At 45.7% G+C, this 18,928-nt stretch carries 16 protein-coding genes and 1 tRNA gene; 13 read left to right on the top strand and 4 right to left on the bottom strand.

The window, feature by feature from the left end:
- Nucleotides 1-56: 56 nt before the first annotated feature.
- The 7 genes from A9237_RS22675 (at nt 57) to A9237_RS22645 (ending at nt 7,477) form a co-directional block, all read left to right on the top strand.
- Nucleotides 57-1,034 carry a cytochrome-c peroxidase gene (locus tag A9237_RS22675; RefSeq protein ID WP_078609737.1) on the top strand — a complete coding sequence of 326 codons (978 nt, stop codon included), beginning with the start codon at nt 57-59 and terminating at the stop codon, nt 1,032-1,034.
- Complete coding sequence (locus tag A9237_RS22670) at nt 1,027-3,390, top strand: ATP-binding protein (RefSeq protein ID WP_078609736.1); 2,364 nt, start codon at nt 1,027-1,029, stop codon at nt 3,388-3,390. Before A9237_RS22675 ends, A9237_RS22670 begins: the two co-directional genes overlap by 8 nt.
- A 121-nt stretch (nt 3,391-3,511) precedes the next feature.
- Complete coding sequence (locus tag A9237_RS22665) at nt 3,512-3,979, top strand: OsmC family protein (RefSeq protein ID WP_009704114.1); 468 nt, start codon at nt 3,512-3,514, stop codon at nt 3,977-3,979.
- 76 nt (nt 3,980-4,055) lie between these two features.
- Nucleotides 4,056-4,937: a LysR family transcriptional regulator gene (locus A9237_RS22660; protein WP_078609735.1), complete on the top strand. Its 882-nt coding sequence runs from the start codon at nt 4,056-4,058 to the stop codon at nt 4,935-4,937.
- Between the two features lie 151 nt (nt 4,938-5,088).
- Nucleotides 5,089-6,099, top strand: a complete 1,011-nt coding sequence (locus A9237_RS22655; protein ID WP_078609734.1) for a DUF2804 domain-containing protein — start codon at nt 5,089-5,091, stop codon at nt 6,097-6,099.
- Between the two features lie 9 nt (nt 6,100-6,108).
- Nucleotides 6,109-6,966, top strand: a complete 858-nt coding sequence (locus A9237_RS22650) for a sterol desaturase family protein (protein WP_045483255.1) — start codon at nt 6,109-6,111, stop codon at nt 6,964-6,966.
- A 103-nt stretch (nt 6,967-7,069) separates the two neighbouring features.
- Nucleotides 7,070-7,477, top strand: coding sequence for a hypothetical protein (locus A9237_RS22645; protein WP_041060673.1), 408 nt, complete (start codon nt 7,070-7,072; stop codon nt 7,475-7,477).
- Nucleotides 7,478-7,663: 186 nt separating this feature from the next.
- On the opposite strand, the gene A9237_RS22640 is transcribed toward A9237_RS22645, so the two are convergent.
- Nucleotides 7,664-7,738: transfer RNA gene (locus tag A9237_RS22640), tRNA-Gly, on the bottom strand.
- Between the two features lie 328 nt (nt 7,739-8,066).
- On the opposite strand from A9237_RS22640, the gene A9237_RS22635 reads away from it, so the two are divergent.
- Nucleotides 8,067-8,585, top strand: a complete 519-nt coding sequence (locus A9237_RS22635) for a DUF4136 domain-containing protein (RefSeq protein WP_005435718.1) — start codon at nt 8,067-8,069, stop codon at nt 8,583-8,585.
- 82 nt (nt 8,586-8,667) lie between these two features.
- Here A9237_RS22635 and A9237_RS22630 read toward each other — a convergent pair whose 3' ends face one another.
- The 3 genes from A9237_RS22630 to A9237_RS22620 are packed head-to-tail and all read right to left on the bottom strand — an operon-like array spanning nt 8,668 to nt 15,383.
- The gene (locus tag A9237_RS22630) at nt 8,668-12,231 is read right to left on the bottom strand and encodes a response regulator (RefSeq protein ID WP_078609733.1); all 3,564 of its coding nucleotides are present in this window, start codon (nt 12,229-12,231) and stop codon (nt 8,668-8,670) included.
- The gene (locus A9237_RS22625; protein WP_078609732.1) at nt 12,231-13,283 is read right to left on the bottom strand and encodes a response regulator; all 1,053 of its coding nucleotides are present in this window, start codon (nt 13,281-13,283) and stop codon (nt 12,231-12,233) included. The genes A9237_RS22630 and A9237_RS22625 overlap by 1 nt, the downstream gene beginning before the upstream one ends.
- A gap of 18 nt (nt 13,284-13,301) precedes the next feature.
- On the bottom strand, nt 13,302-15,383 hold the full coding sequence (locus A9237_RS22620; RefSeq protein WP_078609731.1) for a hypothetical protein: 2,082 nt from the start codon (nt 15,381-15,383) through the stop codon (nt 13,302-13,304).
- Nucleotides 15,384-15,873: 490 nt separating this feature from the next.
- On the opposite strand from A9237_RS22620, the gene A9237_RS22615 reads away from it, so the two are divergent.
- The 5 genes from A9237_RS22615 (at nt 15,874) to A9237_RS22595 (ending at nt 18,850) form a co-directional block, all read left to right on the top strand.
- The gene (locus tag A9237_RS22615) at nt 15,874-16,542 is read left to right on the top strand and encodes a winged helix-turn-helix domain-containing protein (protein WP_078609730.1); all 669 of its coding nucleotides are present in this window, start codon (nt 15,874-15,876) and stop codon (nt 16,540-16,542) included.
- Nucleotides 16,535-16,999: a hypothetical protein gene (locus tag A9237_RS22610; RefSeq protein WP_078609729.1), complete on the top strand. Its 465-nt coding sequence runs from the start codon at nt 16,535-16,537 to the stop codon at nt 16,997-16,999. Before A9237_RS22615 ends, A9237_RS22610 begins: the two co-directional genes overlap by 8 nt.
- Nucleotides 17,000-17,190: 191 nt before the next feature.
- Entirely contained in the window at nt 17,191-17,574 is a 384-nt protein-coding gene (locus tag A9237_RS22605) for a hypothetical protein (protein ID WP_078609728.1), read from the top strand.
- A gap of 141 nt (nt 17,575-17,715) precedes the next feature.
- Nucleotides 17,716-18,123, top strand: coding sequence for a hypothetical protein (locus A9237_RS22600; protein WP_078609727.1), 408 nt, complete (start codon nt 17,716-17,718; stop codon nt 18,121-18,123).
- A 49-nt stretch (nt 18,124-18,172) separates the two neighbouring features.
- On the top strand, nt 18,173-18,850 hold the full coding sequence (locus tag A9237_RS22595; RefSeq protein ID WP_005435728.1) for a DedA family protein: 678 nt from the start codon (nt 18,173-18,175) through the stop codon (nt 18,848-18,850).
- The last annotated feature ends 78 nt before the right edge of the window (nt 18,851-18,928 follow it).

Genomic DNA, 18,928 nt, shown 5'->3' with positions numbered 1-18,928 from the left:
AAAACTTAAAAGCAACTAAGTTCATATTAAGAGGCTAGGTAAGGATACCCAGAATTATGAACAAAAGGCTTACCACAAAAGGGTTATGTGGATGTTTGATGATAGGTTTTAGCGCTTCGGTTATTGCTGGTGCAACGCATGATGACGAAGTGAATTTTCAGTTGGTGCAACCAATTGATGGCGAACCTAAGATCGACATGGATCTAGCTCGAGTCGGTTGGCACTTGTTCCGAGACCCAAACTTATCTTCCAACGGGACAATCAGTTGTGAAACTTGCCATGATCTTTCAACTAACGGTGCAGAACCAACCGCGGTTTCTACCGGCGTGAATGGTGTCGGCAACCGTAATTCCATTACTGTTTTTAATGCGGCTTTAAATTATCGTTTTCTTTGGGATGGCACGGCGAACTCTTTGATGGCTCAAATCGATGGTCCGGTGCAAAACCCGTTAGAGATGGATTCGAACTGGCAGGACATAGAACAATATGTGCAGTCGAAACCTTCTTACCAAGCTCTATTTAAGCAAGCCGACAATCGAGCGATCACTGTCAACAATATCAAAGGTGCCATTGTTGAGTTCGTTAAAGGACTGCAAACGCCAGGCGCGCCTTTTGATTCTTATTTACTCGGCTACTCCCACACTTTGGACGAACAAGCGATTCGAGGTTGGAAAACCTTTCAACAAGTCGGTTGCGTTCAGTGTCATCAAGGCAAGAATGTCGGCGGTTCAATGATTCAGCGCTTTTCCTACTTCCGAACCCAAGATGAAAGCCTCGATACAGGGCGTCACTTAAGAACAACGGATGGCGAGGATAAGTACTATTTCCGAGTCGCGAGCTTACGCAACGTGGGGCAAACCAGCCCTTACTTCCACAATGGGCAAGTTGATGAGCTCTCCGAAGCCATTCAAATCATGTCGCAAACCCAGTTGGGAGTGACCATGAGTGACGACAAAGTGGCAGACATCGAAGCGTTCTTAAACACGTTAACGGCGCCGAGACCCGCGATTTTAGAGGTGTTTGAAAATGAATAAATTCCGATTACTCAACGCCTTTCTTTTCATCGTTATTGCAGCAATGATGGTGCTGGCGTACATGACGCATGTGAATTCCAAAAACACACATGGGCTACATGCTTCGTTATCTGAGATTGGCCACCATTTGATTGAGTCTCGTGACAGTGTCGTGAATCGTTATTCTCTGCGAGAGCGAAAGAACTACGAAATCACTCAAAGCTTGGTGGAATTAGAGATTGCCGCCGAGAATTTGTGTACCGATTTCAAGCAATCCATTTGGTTTAGTTTCACCCCAACCAAAACGCGCGTGCAAAATATTGTCGCCCAATTCGATGGCAAGGTACGCGATGCAACGCAGACGTTAGATATGTTGGTAGGCGTTCAAGTGGCAAATCAATATGAGATGCACACTCTGCACAATATCTACAAGCAGCAGTTTGAAGTCGCCAATGATGATGCTTGGCTTGAACAGCATTATTTTGAATTCTTGACCAATGCCGCCCTAGAAGGGGAGAACTCGCAAAGTCAAAATATCGCTTTATTCCTTGATCGACTACGAGAGAGCGAACGCAAAATTGAGTTGCTCACCAACAAGATTTTGGAGAGTCACTATTTTGAATTTGTTGAATACTCAGAGCATCAACTTTTAGAGATTGCTCAGCGTGAAGCAAGGCTTACGTGGGTGTTCGTTCTGTTATCCATTATCTCTTTGGTAGCGGTATTTGTGCTGCAAACTCAGCACCGTGTAAACAAACTGAAGCAACTCAATGATGACTTAACCGAAGCCACAGAAAAAGCGGAGCGGGCAGCAAAAGCCAAGTCACAATTCTTAGCAACCATGAGCCATGAGTTAAGAACGCCAATGAATGGTGTTTTAGGTATTTCGCAAATCATCGCCAGTGAGACCAAGGAGAAGGGGACGAAGGAGCACGTTCAGGTGATTTTGGACTCTGGTCAGCATCTGATGACGATTCTTAATGACATTTTGGACTTCTCCAAAGTTGAAGAGAACAAGTTAGAGCTTGAAGCCGCACCATTCAATTTACCTCAAGTGCTCACCCCAGTTTGTAGTGCGATTCAGCCTTTAATCGAAGAGAAAAACATTCAGCTTTATGTCGAGAACGAAGTGCCAGAAAACATCGAGTTTAATGGTGATTGTGCGCGCATTCGACAGATCCTGTTTAATCTTGCAGGCAATGCGGTCAAGTTCACCAGTGATGGGCATGTACTGATTCGAGCGGAGTTGAATGAATCAAGAAAGCGCTTATTGCTGTCTATCAATGATACGGGCATTGGTATTCCAGCCGACAAGCAAGACCGTATCTTCAACTCCTTCGAGCAAGCAGATACTTCCACCACGCGTAAGTTTGGCGGCACAGGGCTTGGTTTAGCGATTGTGAAAAAGCTAACGGAATTGATGGGTGGTGAGGTCAAGCTTAAGAGTGTTGAGAGCATTGGTACTCAGTTTTTAGTCGAACTCCCAATACCTTGGGAAGAGAAGGCGTTGCCTAAAGCGGCGGATACCAAAGTCAAAGTTCAGCGCGAAAACAAACGTAACCTGCATATTCTTCTCGCCGAAGACAACCGAGTCAATGCGATTGTGGCGAAAGGGTTCTGTGAGAAGTTAGGGCATACGGTCGAGATTGCTGAGAATGGTCTAATTGCGACTAAGAAAGCACAAGAGAACCAATATGATTTGATTCTTATGGATAATCACATGCCGGAGATGAACGGGGTTGAGGCGACGCGCTTTATTCGTGAAAAACTTGGCGTGAATACCTTATTGTTTGCTTATACCGCCGATGTGTTCAGAGAAGCGCACGATAACTTTATTGAAGCAGGGGCGGACCATGTACTGACCAAGCCGCTGCAACGAGAGAGTTTTGCTGACGCACTCAAGCAGTTTGCTTCGCGTTTACCGACCCAAGGTGATGATGCACCAGAGCAAGCTGACAATATTGTTCAATTGCATCGTGAGCCGATTGAGAGGCTGAGACTGACCGAAGAGGAACTGACTCATTCAGAAACGGTCGAGATCCTCAAGCAGGAACCGGAAGCCTTGGTGGATTTACTAGAAAGCATAGTGAATGACTTTGAGAAGTCAGTCGACGAGCTGATTGAATTCTTCATGGCGGAAGATCTTGAAGCGCTCCACAGTACCTTACATACCACCAAAGGCATGGCGTTAAACTTAGGTTTGGATACGCTAGCAAATCAAGCGCTTGAAATTGAAACCCAAGTGAAAAACAAACAAATTCCGGATATTGAACAACTGCAAAAGTTGATTAACCGATTGCAGGTGAATGTGCATCAAGGGCAACGTTTGATTGACCAATCTCGCAAACAGCAGGCAGACACAAATCAGGTGATTTAATGGCTTAGCGCACGTATTTCAGCCCTGCTCTTGGGGCACGCTTTGTACTGTGGTTTACTTGGGGCTGTAATTTATGGAGAGTCGCCTTATTAGGCAAAGCCCCACAGCACAAGGGATGGTAATGAGTACACACACCGCAGTTATCCGATGGCAGCGTCAAACCAACGAAATCTTTAGCGACAATCAATACAGCCGAGCACACGTCTGGCAGTTTGACGGCGGCGTTACCGTTCCGGCATCCCCTTCTCCTCAAGTTGTCCCGCTACCACTTTCGGTAGAAGAAAACGTCGATCCAGAAGAAGCGTTTATTGCTGCGTTATCGAGTTGTCATATGTTGGTTTTCCTTTCTATTGCCGCTAAGCGTCGCTACGTAATTGATTCGTACGTGGACGAAGCAATTGGGGAACTGACTGCAGGAGAAAACGGCAAAGAGTGGGTTTCTAAAGTTGTGCTGAGACCACGCATCGTTTTTTCTGGAGATAAACAGCCGACACGTGAACAGTTAGAAAAAATGCATCATCTGGCGCATGAGAACTGTTTTATCGCCAATTCCGTAAAGACCGAAGTCGTGACCGAAATTCTCGATTAGCGTCGTTTAGATTATTTCAATATTGACAAAAGTGTCTCCTCAATTATGGTTACAGCAACAAAAGTGAGGTAAGACGATGTTAACGCGTTCCGATGATCTAGAAATCCTATTAACGGTTGTAGACTGTGGTGGCTTTTCCGCTGCGGCAGAAGCATTAGATGTCCAAGTGGCAAGAGTTTCGCGCTCAGTCAGTCGCCTTGAACAACAGCTTGGCGTTTCTTTACTAAACCGCACCACACGTCGCGTTGAGTTAACCGATGAAGGTCGCCGATTTGTCGAGCATGTGCGCACCGCAATGCAATACATTCAGCAGGCGGAAGAGTGCATTCTTTCATTAGGAGAAACGCCTCAAGGGACGCTGCGTGTGGATGCCGCAAGCCCATTCGTCTTCCATCAACTTGTCGACCTGATCAAACCTTTCCGTGAAGCCTATCCGCAGATTGAATTGGAGCTGACGTCCAACGAAGGTTTCGTTGATCTTTTAGAAAAGCGCACCGATGTGGCGATTCGTATCGGTAAACTGTCTGATTCTACTTTGCATGCAAGAGCGCTGGGTAAGAGCGAGTTGTATTTGGTTGCCTCACCGGATTACCTCAAACAGAGGGGGATTCCACAAAAGCCAACTGATCTCGCTCATCACGATATTATCGGATTCACTGAGCCGAAGATCCTCAACAAATTGCCATTAAAAGGCGCACCAGAGATTGAGCCTAATTTGCTTTCCAGTAACGGTGAGACCATTCGCCAATTGGCGCTCGCAGGCAATGGTATTGCGTGTTTGTCCGGTTTTATGGTGCGTAAAGACATGGAAGAGGGGCGCTTGGTGCCGATATTGGAATCAGACAAAATCACTAATACCGGTCGTGAACAGATCAACGCGGTTTACTACAAATCTTCATCCGTTTCATTGCGTATTTCCGCTTTCCTTGATTTCATCCAACCCAAGTTAAAGCTCTAATTAACCGTTCAATGGTTTGATTATGGGTGACTGGTTTCACATTTCAGCTCATTTGAAGCCGAGAACTGAACCAATGTTGTGCAGTGGCGCAAACTGTTCGTTGTTAAATTAATGTTAATATCGAATGGTGTGTCATTGATTAATAGCGAGCATGGATGTGCAAACGCCTTTGAATCCCTTTATTCAAGCGAATGGATTACCTCAATTTGGACATTTAGCATCGATTCCCGAATCGCTTCAGTTGGATGCGTTTCAGTATCTTAATGAGATGGACCAGCCTGCATCGAGTTGGCGAAAGCGATTCGACTATAAGCAGTTCCAGTTTGTCTCGATCGTGACAGAGAAATACATCATTGGTGTTGCGATTGCCGATATTCGCTATTTGGCGTCTGGCTTTTGCTATGTGTTTGATACAGAAACCCATGAACTGGTGGAGCAGCAATGGCTAAAGCCTCTTAACATGGGCTATCAAACACAACCCTCTAGCTGGAACAGTCAAGCCTATCTCGCTAATGATGCCATTCAATTCAAGATTGAACATGGACTCTGGCACATACAGCTTTCAACAGACCTTATTCAAGCTGATTTGAGGTTAAAACCTGAGTCAGAAAGCTTGCCTTTGATGCTCTGCACGCCAACCGCGTATTCCGGCTGGACCTACACCCAAAAACACAACGCGCTCGCTGTTCAAGGTGAAATGAGCGTGAGAGGGCAACCGCACGATCTAACCAACGCAGTTGCTGGGTATGACTTCTCTGCCGGGTATATGCGAAGAGAAACCAGTTGGCGATGGGCGAGCATTAATCATCACAGTGAAGACAAACGAATAGGGCTGAACTTTGCTGCTGGAGTCAACGAAACCGGACATTGTGAAAATGTGATTTGGATTGATGGTGAACGGCATTTGATGCCACCTGTCCAATTCGAATTTTCTCGCCTGCATCAAGAAGCGTCATGGCGAATTACCTCACAAGACAAGCGCATCGACTTGATCTTCAAACCTAAAAACCAACGCTCAGAGAAAAAGAACTTCTGGTTTTTGAAGAGTAACTTTCGTCAGTTTGTCGGTTATTTTTCTGGCTATTTGATTGATGGCAATGGCATTAAACACGAACTTGAAGAGGTGATGGGACTCACCGAAGATCACTACGCGAAATGGTAGGAACGGACTATGGAATGGTCACAAATTACGGAACATCCTGATTTATTGTTGATGTTGCTCGCGCCAATATTCTTTCTCTGCATTGCTGCAGAATATTGGTTTGGACAGCGTGGCGGAAGATTACCGGAGAGCGCCCGATATTACTTACCCGAAGTGGTGTGTAACTTTGTATTGGCTGGGCTTCATCAAGCGACAGATATCTTAACAGGGCTGCTTATCGCCAAGTTGTACTTATGGTGGTTTGGTTGGCGCTTGTTTGATATCGAGATGACGGTTTCTACCTTCCTACTGCTAATGGTCTTGCAAGACTTTTTCTATTACTGGTTCCACCGAGCAAGCCATCGTATCCGTTGGATGTGGGCGGCACATGTGGTGCATCACAGTTCTGAGCGTATGAACTTCAGTACCGCATTTCGTCAAAGCCTAATGTACCCATTGGCAGGCATGTGGTTGTTCTGGTTGCCACTGGTCATTATTGGTTTTGATCCTAAGTGGGTGGTGTTTGTTGTTCTGCTCAATCTTGGCCTGCAATTCTTTGTTCATACCCAATCGATTCGTTCTCTTGGCCCTTTAGAGTGGGTCTTCAATACGCCATCTCATCACCGAGTTCATCATGGTGTGAATCGTCAATATATCGATAAAAATTACGCTGGTGTGCTGATCATCTGGGATCGCATGTTCAGTACATTCGAGCCAGAAGTTGAAACGGTTCGTTATGGCATCTCAAAACCTGTTAACAGCTTTAATCCTATTACCGTGACGTTTGCGGAATGGAAAGACATGTTTAAAGAAGTGACTCGTCCAAACTTATCTTGGCGTCAGCGCTGGCGGTGTTTGTTTGCACCTCCGTCTGACACCTTGGAATAGCCGTTTCTTATGATTAACTAAACGCCATACCATTTATTCTTGACAGCATTCGGTAATGTTGCTTTAATGCGTACGGTGTTTTGTAAGTTTTAAGGAACGGACGATGACATTTAATCGAGTTTTCTCAATTGTAACGATGACCGCCGCTATGCTCGGCTCTGGGTACGCATACGCAGCTCCTGCTTTTAGTGCAGATCAGCTGTGTAAAGCAGGGTTAGCGCTGGCGATAGATAAGCAGCCCCGCGGGATTAAAACGGCGGGAACGTCAGGTCAACGTATTTTGCTGGCTTTGAAAAATGGCAAAAATGATTGGGATTATCGCTGCACGGTAAATCGTCAAAATCGTACGTTAAAGATTGACGCTAGAGACTTGAAGCGAAATGACAAATACCTCGCTCAAGCAATACGTTATCGCGTCAAGGAAGGGAAGCGATCGGTCGAAGTCACCATGAAGAAACGCGCTGGTGGCGGGCTGAAAAACGACACGTTCACGACACTTCAGTTGGATTAACCCCAAAGATATGGGGAACATTATAACGAAGACACGCCCCTGTATTTTGCAGGGGCTTTTTTATGCCTGCAGTTTGAGGTAGTAAATACAAGAGATCGATTACAACCACAGCGTGATAGCAGTGAAGTAAGAATTTAAAGGGTAGATTTGGGAATTCTGAGAAAAAGATTAGCTTAAGGGAAAGCTTGGAGCGGGCAGCGGGAATCGAACCCGCATCATCAGCTTGGAAGGCTGAGGTAATAGCCATTATACGATGCCCGCGCATCGATAGGACTCATTCAATATGCCAGATTAAATTCAAAAGAAAAGTCTTTTTTGCTCAATGAGTTGCTTAATGAGCAAATAAATACCAATTCGCTCAAAAAGCGCACGATGACGTTGGCGATAGGTAACTCCAAATATCGATCCGTTTCCTTTCTCAAGCAGTTATTTACTCTGTTCTTCCTCTCTCTCGCGTCTTGAATTTGAACACTTGGCATTCATGGTCAAGACTAAATGTTGAAATGATTCAATTTTTTCCCACACACGTAAAAACGAATACCACCATTTGTCGAGAGAGACCGGCACGATAATACAGAGGAGAAAGGGTATGTGGAAAGGTTTACTGGCAACACTGTTTGCTATCTCGGTAACGGCTTGTACAACAGTCACGACGGACGTCGACAAGCAAGCGGATTTCTCATCCTACAAAACGTTTGATTTTGGTGAGCAGTCTGAAACCCCGACCAGTTTGGACGCACGAAGAATCGAACAAGGATTGGCTGCTCAACTGGAATCAAAAGGATTGTCGCGCGTGCAAAGCGGCGGTGACCTTTATGTGCACCACGACATCATCAAAGAGTCCGAATTGGTGTCATCGGGTTCTAGCTTTAGCGTTGGTTACGGATGGAATAGCTTTGGCGTGATCACTTCTAGCCCTGAGCGTTATAAAGAGAAGAAGTACGGCAAGCTTGTTGTTGAACTTGTTGATACAAAAGCTAACCAAGTGGTGTGGAAGGGTGTTTCTAGCCGCAAGTTAACCGAATCAATGAGTACGGAAAAGCGTGAAGAGCTAATCTCGGAAGAAGTGATGAAGATGTTTGAAAACTACCCTTACGGTAAGAAATAATACGGTCCAAATAGGAACTAATAGCCCCGTCCGGCACAAGTCGAATGGGGCTATTTTGATTGTGGGCTTTGCAATTGTTCGCTTACGAGTTACTCAAACCATCGGATGTATTGAGGATTTCAAGCGCGAGGGAGAAATCATATTGTTCCGCTGCTCTTTTAAATTTATCGAAACAAGAGGCCGCCAATCCGAGCTGTTTGCCGCTATGAACGCTATTCAAGTGATTAAGCACCTCGGTGTCATCATTAAGCAGTAGGCGTTTCAACATTTCGAACGTCTCTGGATTGAATGATTCGTCAATATGAACGGGGTTTGCTTTTGTATTGCTTTCAATGGCTGACAACACCTGAGTACAGACGTTCGATAAGGACTGGACAAGAAGTGCTTTGTCTTTTGCACCGACGTTCTCTTTTTCCAATCGCGTGCATAGTGCTTGAATTTGCTTGAGTCCGACACTGCCACTGAGCCCTTTGATGCTATGAATGGCTCTGTCTACCTCAGTAGTACTCATTTCATCGAAGCTAAACGATTTGTATTGGTGAGCAAACTTTTGTAGTACCGACAGATACAGCGTGCTATTTCCTGCTGTGACTCGGATGCCTTGTTCAATGTTCACTTCAGGTATTTGAGAAAGCGCTTCTTTGATGGAGATTGGCATCTCATTTGTAGGCGTTTGCGTCTCAATACTATCGCGGCCATCAGTACACAGTAGCTTCGCTAATGTCGATTTCAGCAATGGAATATCTATGGGTTTATGCAGCACACAATTCATGCCTGCATCGAGGGCTTTTTTCTCATCTTCAGCTAAGGTATTGGCCGTTAATGCGATAATTGGCAACTCGGTAAGCTTTAGCTTCTGTCGGATGTTTTGGGTCGCCTGATATCCATCCATAATTGGCATCTGGCAATCCATTAAGACGGCATCGAAGTTGTGTTTAACCAAAAGCTCTAAGGCTTCTTTGCCGTGGTTGGCAATTTGCACAACACAGCCCACATTGACTAATACATCTCGCACTAACTCTTGATTTATTCGATGGTCTTCAACAACAAGAATACGTTTTTTCGCCAAGTTTGAGCCTGAGCTTGTTGTGGCAGGAGAAGGCGCTTCACTCTCACTTTGGAAAAGATTATCCAAGCACTCAGAAAGCACTGTGGTTGTGAAAGGCTTTCTGAGTAGCTCATCGTATTTGAGGTCAATAGAATCGAGTTGGTGTAGAACGTGCGCAACACTGGTATTCGTGACCAAAAGCACTTTGCTATTCGGCACTTCAAGGCTCCGAAGCTGAGAGAGCATCTTGGTAATTAAGTGGGATTGGGCGGGCAGGGTGACTAAAAGGAGTGGAGGGAGCTTAAGTTCAGAATCTATCATGTCTTTTAGGTCAGCAAAGTCCTCACATTGGATATTCAGTTGTTGCAATTGACCTTGTACGAGCAAACGAGACTCTTTACAAGCATCGATCAAAAACGCGCGGTTAGGCACGTGTTCGAAGTTTGGACACGGAACGTCTTCATTGCAATATTCGAGTTCGAATTGAACTTTAAACGTTGAGCCTTTTCCTAGCGTACTGGTCACTGAGATTGTCCCCTTCATCAAGTCTATGATGTTTTTCGTAATGGCCAAACCGAGCCCTGACCCGCCGTATTTACGCGTTGTTGAGGTGTCTGCTTGAGAGAAGCTATTAAACAGCTTGTTGATCTGTCCGGGTGTCATACCGATACCTTCATCCTCGACAACTAACTCCAACGTACTGTATTGCTTGGTTTTACGAAGCAAATTCAAACGCAATGTGACTTTGCCTTGATGAGTAAACTTGATTGCATTAAACCCTAAGTTGAGGATGATTTGTTTGACGCGATAAGGGTCTCCTATTAAGGTTTGCGGTAAGTTCTGATCGACAGATAGTAATAGGTCGAGAGATTTATCCTGTGATTTGACTGACAAAATATCGATAGCTTGATCGAGTAATTCATCGAGAGAGAAGGGCGTACGTTCGAGCTCTAGTTTTCCTGCTTCTACTTTCGAAAAGTCCAATATGTCATTCAACAATCGCAACAAGGATTTCGCTGAACGATGTACCTTCTCAATGTAGTTCTTTTGGTGTTTATTGAGCTCTGATTCAAGAACAAGATGACTCATGCCTATGATGGCATTCATCGGCGTTCTGATCTCGTGACTCATGTTGGCTAGGAAGCTCGATTTGGCTTGATTGGCAGATTCGGCATCATCACGTGCTTCTTGCAATGTCGCCGCCATCGCCTGAAGTTCGATTTGGGATCGGCGCATGGTATAGGCGAGTAAGATGATCGCCAAAATGAACACGAACGCCGAATAAATGAGATATTGCGACACTTGTTTGAATTGCGACACCTCGGCAAAACGCAGCTCTCTTAAGTGGTCAAGCTGGTCGTCTGCTTTGGTCGCGGCCATGACCATTTTGCCTGCAATATCGTTCAGTTGTTGGGATACCTCGACGACATCTAAAAAGTGCAGCTTATAAGCCTCAATAGAGCTAGGCACAGATTCAAACAGCGCATTATTGCTCTCTTCAACCAGAAAAGATTGGATGCTTCGCGTATGTGCTTGCGCTTTCGCCAACGCCTCTAAAACAATCAGTTTGTGTTTTTCCTTTTCTTCGGCTCGAGTCGAAATCATGAAGTCGCGATCTGCTTGTCTCGCCTTTCCGACTGATTGTTTAAGTAGCGTCGCTTGGATGCCTGCTTCAAGGCTCATGTTCATGTCACTTTCAAGGTTGGCGACATTGGCTTGCGCTTGAATCAGATCCTGCCTGATGCGTTCACGCAATGCATCAACGCTTCGTGCAAGCTGTTCTGAAGAGGCTCTCAGGTTTTTAGACGTAGCTTCGTTGTCTGCGCTTTGATTTACCAAGCTTAAGGCTGATGAATAATGCTTTTGGGAGTTCTTTAGCGCTTGAACGAGGGTTAATTCGTATTTGTTGTGCAGCGCTTCAGAGAGCGTTTCTGTGAGCTGCTCAAGCTCGTCCGTGTACTTGATAGCATCGTTGAGGTCGCTGGCTCTGCCGAATAGAAGAAACTCTAAACTCGCAGAGCGAATAGACTGGGCGGTTAAGTTTATCTCGTAGCTGAGTGATTCGTGCTCGGCCACACGAACCATCATGTCTCGGTTTTGAAGTTCTTCCTCTTTGTCTGCTACGACTTTCGAAGCGAGGCGTTTTTGTAACTCTCGGGTTTGTGTGGCAACGGTTGCCGCATCCTTTTCCATAACAGAAAGGCTTTGTTTTTGTTGTTCTGTGAGGGTTTTATATTGGGTGAAGAGCTCTTGATAATCTTCTACGTAGCTAAGTAAAGAGTCATCGATGAGGTCGTTTGACACTGAGTTATCTTCAAAGCTCTGCGCGAGTTTTTTGGTCTCTTCGATAAAACGCTCTGCTTTAGCTGCGTCTTCCAACTGGCGATCACGCGTGTAGGTGAGCTCATATAATCTCGCGTTATCAAGTGCTAACAAGAGTTGCCCCGCGAGACCGTATCTCTCGATTGAACCAAAGGTTTTATTGATACTGAAACCAGCGAACAAGCCTACGATACAAAACAGCGCGATAACGAACCCAAAACTCAATAGGGTTCGTTTTGCTTGTTTCGAGACTTTGTTTTCGCCTTCTCTGGTCATTACGCGTTAACTCTTAAGGCTTGGGGTTCAACATCCGAATAACGCGCCATGATTTGTTTGATTTCAGGAATGAGAGAGATAAAAACAGGCACCAGTTTTGGGTCAAAGTGGGTACCCGATTCCTTAGTCAGAAGCGCGCATGCTTCGGGAATCGACCATGCTCGTTTATAAGGTCGCTCACTGGTTAAAGCGTCGAACACGTCTGCAATGGCAACGATTCGAGCAGAAAGGGGAATCTGCTCCCCAGAAATACCTTTCGGGTAGCCGCTTCCGTCCCACTTCTCGTGATGCGCTATGACGACTTCTCTCGCAAGGTTCAGCAGAGGAGAATCGTGCTTGCCGAGGATCTCATAACCATATTCCACGTGTCGTTGCATCTCTTCCCATTCATCTTCATCAAGTCGAGATGGCTTGAGTAGCACGGCATCGGGTGTTCCTATTTTGCCGATGTCATGCATAGGGGCGGCGGTAAAGAGCAGTTCACACCATTCCTCATCAGCGCCAATGGCCTCTGCAAGCAATCGGCTGTAGTGACTCATTCGAATCACGTGCATGCCTGTTTCGTTGTCTTTGTACTCGCCAGCCCTTGCTAAGCAGTTGATGATCTCGAGTTGGTTTCGAGCAAGAAGGGCGGTTTTTTCTTTGACTTGAGCTGCTAGCATTCGGCTTTTGCTGTAAGCCAATAGTTGTGAACGTACTCTTACTCGAAGTATGGCTGGGCTAATCGGTTTGGTGATGTAATCAACCGCGCCAATATCAAAGCCGAACTGTTCATCATCGTCATCGGATTGCGCGGTTAAAAACATGACCGGAATCGCGCTAGTCAAAGGGTTCGACTTCAAACGCTTACATACCTCAAAGCCGTTCATTTCAGGCATGACAATGTCGAGCAAGATGAGGTCAGGTTTTGGCTCTTGCAGTGCGATTTGCAAGCCGCGTTCACCGTTGATCGCAGCTTTGACTTGGTATTCTTCGTTCAGCACGTTAGAGATGATCTGAATGTGCTCGGGTGTATCGTCAATGACCAAGACGGTAGGTTTAGTCGTTAGCATGGTTCATCTCCTTTGCGTTTAGTAGATGTAAGCTGCGCCCGAACCCGAGCTACTGTTGTCGTTGAAATCTGACCCATCAGACGCCTCTTCTTTTGCGCCGACGATCAAGGTATTACCATCACCACTGATCGCGATAGCGCTGCCAAATCCATCGCCTGCATCTGTATTGAGGGATTTGATGAATTCTGTTTGCTGCCAAGTCCCTTCAACATTGGTAAAGAGATAAACTGCACCAGCTGCACTTGCGTCATTCAATTGCACTTCACCATCCAAACCTTGGCTAGATGAGGCTTCATTTGGGGCGCCAACAACAAGCGCTTTGCCATTGCTGCTCAGTTGAACATCGGAACCGAAGTGGTCAGAAGCATCGGAGTTAACGGCTTTCATGTAATCTTCTTGTTGCCAACCCGCTTGCGATTTGTAGAAGAGGTAAGCAGCACCTGCGCCAGAAGCTGAGTTGTCTGATTCATTGCCGTTTATCTCACTGTCAGACGCTTCGTTGAAAGCGCCAATCGCTATCACGGTGCCATCTGAGTTTACGTCGACTGAGTGTCCAAACTGGTCTTCAGAATCCGAGTTTGAGGCTTTTAAATAGGAATCTTGAGCCCAAGTTGTACCGTTATGAACAAAGACATAGGCCGAACCTGAGTTATCACTGCTATTATCCATCTCGTCACCATTGACGCTGGTGGCATTTGAATCTTCACCCGGTGAGCCTACTACCACGGTTAATCCGTCCTCGCTTAACGCCACGTCGTAGCCGAACGAGTCAAGCTTGTCTGAGTTTGTTGACTTTAAGTACGCGGTTTGCGCCCACTGGTTGTTTTGCAATTCAAACACGTAGGCCGCCCCAGACAAACTGCCTGTGTTATCTGTCTCGTCACCATTGATGGACTGAGCTGAGGAGCTTTCTCCAGGTGCACCAACAAGTAATGTCGCACCGTCTGAATCCAGTGATACGGAAAAGCCAAACGAATCAACAAGGTTGCTGTTTGAGGCTTTAATGTAAGCTTGCGATTGCCAAGAAGAACCATTGTTAACGTATAGATAAACAGCACCGGATGCCGGCGCTAAGTTATCTAATTGGTTGCCATCGATACCCGTTGCAGACGAGGCTTCGTTTATCGTACTCACAGCAAGCGTATTGCCATCTCCGCTCAGAGCAATCGCGTAACCAAACTCATCTTTGTCATCGGCATTCGGCGCTTTAAGGTAAGCAACTTCATTCCAAATACCGTTTGTTTTTCGGTAAACATATACGGCTCCAGATAGGGCAGCACTGTTTGCAGTAGGATCATTGGCTATGCCGCTCTCTTTGAAAGCACTCACTGCGATAGTCGAGCCATCGTTGCTCACCGCGACAGCGTTGCCATAGTTGTCGTTACTGTCGGTGTTAGATGCTTCCAACAAGCCAATGGCATTCAACAAAGCGCTTGGTTCAATCGATACTTCGTTACTTCTCTGGCTGCCATCTTTGTTGCTAGCCACCACAAAATACGTCTCGTTGGTGGATAACAAGTTGTTGAGCTCAACTTGTTTATTGGTCTCGGTTAATCCATTAGACAAGACGTCGCAGGTGTCCGTTGCTGTCGTATTTTTTCGGCACAAGGTGTACTCATCAGCGTTTTGACTGGTTTGCCACTGAAACAAGAACGTTTTCCCACTCACGGCAGTTGGCGCGGTTAAGGTAAAGGCACTTGGCGGCACAGGCACAGGTATTGGGTCTGGCGCTACCACTGGTGGTTCAGGTTGTTTGTCTTGGTTTTGGTCAGGTTGCTGTTTTTTATTCTCATCAGGTTGCTTGCTTTGATTTTGGTCGGGTTGCTGCGTTGTATTCTCGTCAGGATGCTTTTCTGGCACCGGATCAGGTTTCGGTTCGGCCTTTGGTGGCATAACTGGCGGCGTAACAACGGGCGGAAGTGGTGGTTTCTCACCTTCTGGCGGTTGAATTGGGTCTGGTGTCGGTTCTACATCTGGGGTTTTCGGCAGTTCAACTTCTTGTTGTTGCGGTGGCGTAACGAGCTCCGTGCCTGTTTCGGTGTCATTACAGGCGGTAAGAAAAAGCGTTGAGTATGTGACTAACAATAAAAGTGCTTTCATAAATGATTCCGAGTTGTGAACTTATAAGCGACTGGATTCGTTTTTAATTGCACTAGCCTTTAGCGGTTGTGTTGTTTTTATTGTCGGCTAACTCTTATTTCTGACGGGGTTACACACTGAAGAAGCATAAGGCGTACCAAGTGTGTATTTAGCGAGTGAACCAGTCGTGAATCTCGCTGGGCACTAATGATTGATGAAAATTACCGGATAAAATAAGTAATTTATTGCTCATTTATCCGTCTAGGTTTCTTCTTTGAGACAAAAATTCTCTTTTTGACATTCAATTTGAGAACCCAGAACTCAGAACCTAGCGCCCAAGTAGATGAGAGCAATCTCCCTCATTCTCATCTATTACTGACGCAAGTTGATTGCTGGACAGCGACTTCAATAGATATGGCCTCAATGGACAAAGGTTGTCGCGGTGATACTTTTAAGGCTTGGCTTAGCTTTTGCTAATTCCTAAACAGGATGGATAAAAGTGGGGGTCGCAATGAAGATTACCAGCCCTGTATTCGAGGAATTTGAAGCGCACGAAGTTCAAGTGGGATCGTGTTTACTCAAGGTGCAACAGCACGCGTGTGAACTCATTGTGGAAAGCGGTAAACGCTACAACATTACAACGAAAGAAAGTGATGTTTTAAAAACGCTAGTTACCAACTTGGGCAAGGTTGTATCTAAAGATGCTCTTATTCGCGCAGCATGGGGAAACCCCGAGATCATCGGTTCCAACTCATTACCCGTCGCGATTTCAAACCTGCGTAAAGTACTCGAACCGGAAAAGATTAAGATCGTTAATGTCCCCCGCCAAGGTTATCAACTGGAAGTAGAGTGTATGGGTTCTGGAGAGTCAAATTCAGAACAAGCTGAAGAAGCCACAGAGCAAGTCGTTGCATCCAAGCCTGAACGTAATATCAGTAAACGTATTGAAACCAACACTAACAAGATTAGTGTCATTTGCGCTTGGTTATCGCTGTTGTATGTGGTGTTTGTGGCGTCGTATTTCAGCTTTTCTTGGGTTCAAGTTGATTGCGAGGTTGTCGGCCAATCCAAAGTCTGTGCAATTCGAGGGGATGTCGACTCTGAGGTGAAAGCAGAGCAAGGCTCATCCATTTTCGTCTCATCAAACGGCAAGCGTTATGAGGGGGCATATCATGACTAAGCTACTACAACGCGTCGCATTTCTTGGCTTCATCTTAACTACCGCTTTTCTTTTATCTGGGCTGGTCAATGGTGCTGGTTGTCGCTATGACCTCTCGGTGGAAAATGCTGAACATCAAAAAACGTTTGTCACCTGCTACCGCGGCAAGGTGGTGGTGCTCCATTCTCTTCTCAACGAGCAAAATGAACTGGTTTCCAAGTGGCAGGTAATGGCAAGGCAAATGAAGTTTGGCAAGCAGGTGATATACATCATCTATGACCGAAACCGCATTGATGGTGGCAGCACGAACAACCTGACAGACAGATATAACGAAATCTTCTCGGGATATAACGTCCTCTTTTACCACGTAGAGCGGCTGGGCGATCGTGTGTTTATCTTCGAAAACTTCCCGGAAAACAACGTTATTGAAGGGCATTTAGAAGGCGAGATGGATTTGTTTGCCATGGTGATGAGGTGACTATAAAGAACTCGCGTTTCATCAGTGAATTAGCTAGCTCCTGAAGCGCTGCTTTTCGATGGGAACTTTCGATGGGAACAGACAGTACTGCCATTATTTAACGCTAAATTACTCACTAAGGCGCGAACGTTATTTTTAAAGTAGCGGCAGAAGTATTAAAGAAGCTGCTTTTGGATAGAAGGAACAAGACAATGCTAAGTGATGTTGATAATGCGAACTTGTTTGCGCGTTGCTTGATTGATGAAGGGCTTGAAGTTTGTAAGCTTAGAGATGAAAACGCGGAAGCGAATAAAGTGATGGTTAAGTGGCATCATGAAGAGGGTTCTGCATCGGCTTGTAATCGCTTAGCATCCGTTGGCATTTTCATTAACGTGGTTTCTCTGCCCGGGGATAAAAGCTCGCAAGAGTCGGGTTTATTGTTTGAGTTAAATCAGCTGACAAGGCTTGGTATCAACCCAAACGAAATACGTATGTTGGCCGAAGCTACGGCGGGTGCGTTGCTAGGGCGCTGTAAACTTGAGTTTGTTGCTCAAGTGGTTGCTAAGATCGCTTCTCGGTTATCCGGTATCACCTAGAACACTTTTGAGGCCTTTTGAGCATGAAATGTACGCCCAAAGGTTTGCAAAACTCTCTTTTTACTATCAACTGAGAATTTAGATTGCAAATCAACACGCATGGAGTTACAACAGCGTATCGTTGTGGTTTAGGTGAATTCTGTGCGTACTTACCTAGTCAGTGTGTTAGGGCTTGTTGCTGCGCTGATGGCTTTTGGATTGAGTCAGGCTTCACCGTCACCAAAACTTTCCCACGCGGTCAGCTACACCTCTTCTTTAATTGATGGTGAAGCGCATCTTGAGAAAGCACCATTCTCACCATCTCGTAAAATTGCCGCCAGCTTATTCAGTCGAAACGCACTGCGCGTTAACCATTCCAATACGTCACCAGAATCTGATGACTTTGATGTAGTACCTGCGCGTTGGCTAACGGTAGTTGCGGATTCTAATAAACGCTTTGTATCTAAAGTGGCAATGCCCGTTATTGATGTCTTTTATCCTCGCTCGAAATATCGACTTGGGACAGGACAAGAATCTAATCTCATATATCGCTTCATGCATGCTAGGTGATGCCTATTCATCCGTTATTAAATTTATTTGTGATGTTTAGGAGTTTGCTATGTTTGATTCGATTACTCAGGTGCTGTTTGCGTTATGGCACCAAGACTTTACCGCGCTAATGGCGCCGGGTAGTGCAGGGCTGATTTACTTTGTAGTTGGTGCACTTATTTTCCTTGAAAGTGGATTTATCCCTGCAGCCCCATTCCCGTGTGACAGCGTGGTCGTACTTTCTGGTACATTGGCAGCGGTTGGAGTGCTTGACCCAGTTATGATCATGTTGGTGATTGTAGTCAGTGCAGCAATGGGCAGTTGGGCAGCATATTTGCAAGGTAAATGGCTAAACCGCTTGCCGAAAGTACAAGGCTGGGTGAATGCAGTACCAGCGAAGCGTTTAGAACAAGTGGACATGCTGCTGGGTAAGCATGGTTTGATTGCGCTATTTTGCGCGCGTTTTATTCCAGTGGTGCGTTCGTTGCTGCCATTGATGATGGGATTACGTGTGAACCGTGTTAGCAAGTTCCATTACTTTGCGTGGCTGAGTGCGATTCTCTGGACACTGCTACTGTGCGGTCTTGGCCTGTTGTTACCATTGTTACCAGAAAAGCTAAACAAGATTGTGACCATGGGATTGATGGCTGCACCGGTTATTACCCTAACCATTGCCATCATGAGTTTTGTATTGGTGAAAGTTCGCAAGGCTTGGAGCAAATCAAAAACAACTCCGCAACTGCCATAATTGTTCTGGTAAGAAATTTGAAAAGCAAAAAAGGCGCTATCACAGCGCCTTTTTCTGTATTTGCATTGCTTGCAATGA

Source organism: Vibrio owensii, assembly GCF_002021755.1.
GTDB classification, from domain to species: Bacteria; Pseudomonadota; Gammaproteobacteria; order Enterobacterales; family Vibrionaceae; genus Vibrio; species Vibrio owensii.
The sequence above is the reverse complement of the archived record's forward strand: the minus strand, read 5'-3'. Positions and strand labels throughout refer to the sequence as shown.

Excerpts from the sequence above, each read along its gene's own strand:
- A9237_RS22650 (WP_045483255.1), top strand. The coding sequence starts at position 6,109 with ATGGAATGGTCACAAATTACGGAACATCCTGATTTATTGTTGATGTTG.
- A9237_RS22595 (WP_005435728.1), top strand. The coding sequence starts at position 18,173 with ATGTTTGATTCGATTACTCAGGTGCTGTTTGCGTTATGGCACCAAGAC.
- A9237_RS22660 (WP_078609735.1), top strand. The coding sequence starts at position 4,056 with ATGTTAACGCGTTCCGATGATCTAGAAATCCTATTAACGGTTGTAGAC.
- A9237_RS22610 (WP_078609729.1), top strand. The coding sequence starts at position 16,535 with ATGACTAAGCTACTACAACGCGTCGCATTTCTTGGCTTCATCTTAACT.
- A9237_RS22645 (WP_041060673.1), top strand. The coding sequence starts at position 7,070 with ATGACATTTAATCGAGTTTTCTCAATTGTAACGATGACCGCCGCTATG.
- A9237_RS22635 (WP_005435718.1), top strand. The coding sequence starts at position 8,067 with ATGTGGAAAGGTTTACTGGCAACACTGTTTGCTATCTCGGTAACGGCT.
- A9237_RS22625 (WP_078609732.1), bottom strand. The coding sequence starts at position 13,283 with ATGCTAACGACTAAACCTACCGTCTTGGTCATTGACGATACACCCGAG.
- A9237_RS22670 (WP_078609736.1), top strand. The coding sequence starts at position 1,027 with ATGAATAAATTCCGATTACTCAACGCCTTTCTTTTCATCGTTATTGCA.
- A9237_RS22630 (WP_078609733.1), bottom strand. The coding sequence starts at position 12,231 with ATGACCAGAGAAGGCGAAAACAAAGTCTCGAAACAAGCAAAACGAACC.
- A9237_RS22665 (WP_009704114.1), top strand. The coding sequence starts at position 3,512 with ATGAGTACACACACCGCAGTTATCCGATGGCAGCGTCAAACCAACGAA.
- A9237_RS22620 (WP_078609731.1), bottom strand. The coding sequence starts at position 15,383 with ATGAAAGCACTTTTATTGTTAGTCACATACTCAACGCTTTTTCTTACC.
- A9237_RS22655 (WP_078609734.1), top strand. The coding sequence starts at position 5,089 with ATGGATGTGCAAACGCCTTTGAATCCCTTTATTCAAGCGAATGGATTA.
- A9237_RS22605 (WP_078609728.1), top strand. The coding sequence starts at position 17,191 with ATGCTAAGTGATGTTGATAATGCGAACTTGTTTGCGCGTTGCTTGATT.
- A9237_RS22675 (WP_078609737.1), top strand. The coding sequence starts at position 57 with ATGAACAAAAGGCTTACCACAAAAGGGTTATGTGGATGTTTGATGATA.
- A9237_RS22615 (WP_078609730.1), top strand. The coding sequence starts at position 15,874 with ATGAAGATTACCAGCCCTGTATTCGAGGAATTTGAAGCGCACGAAGTT.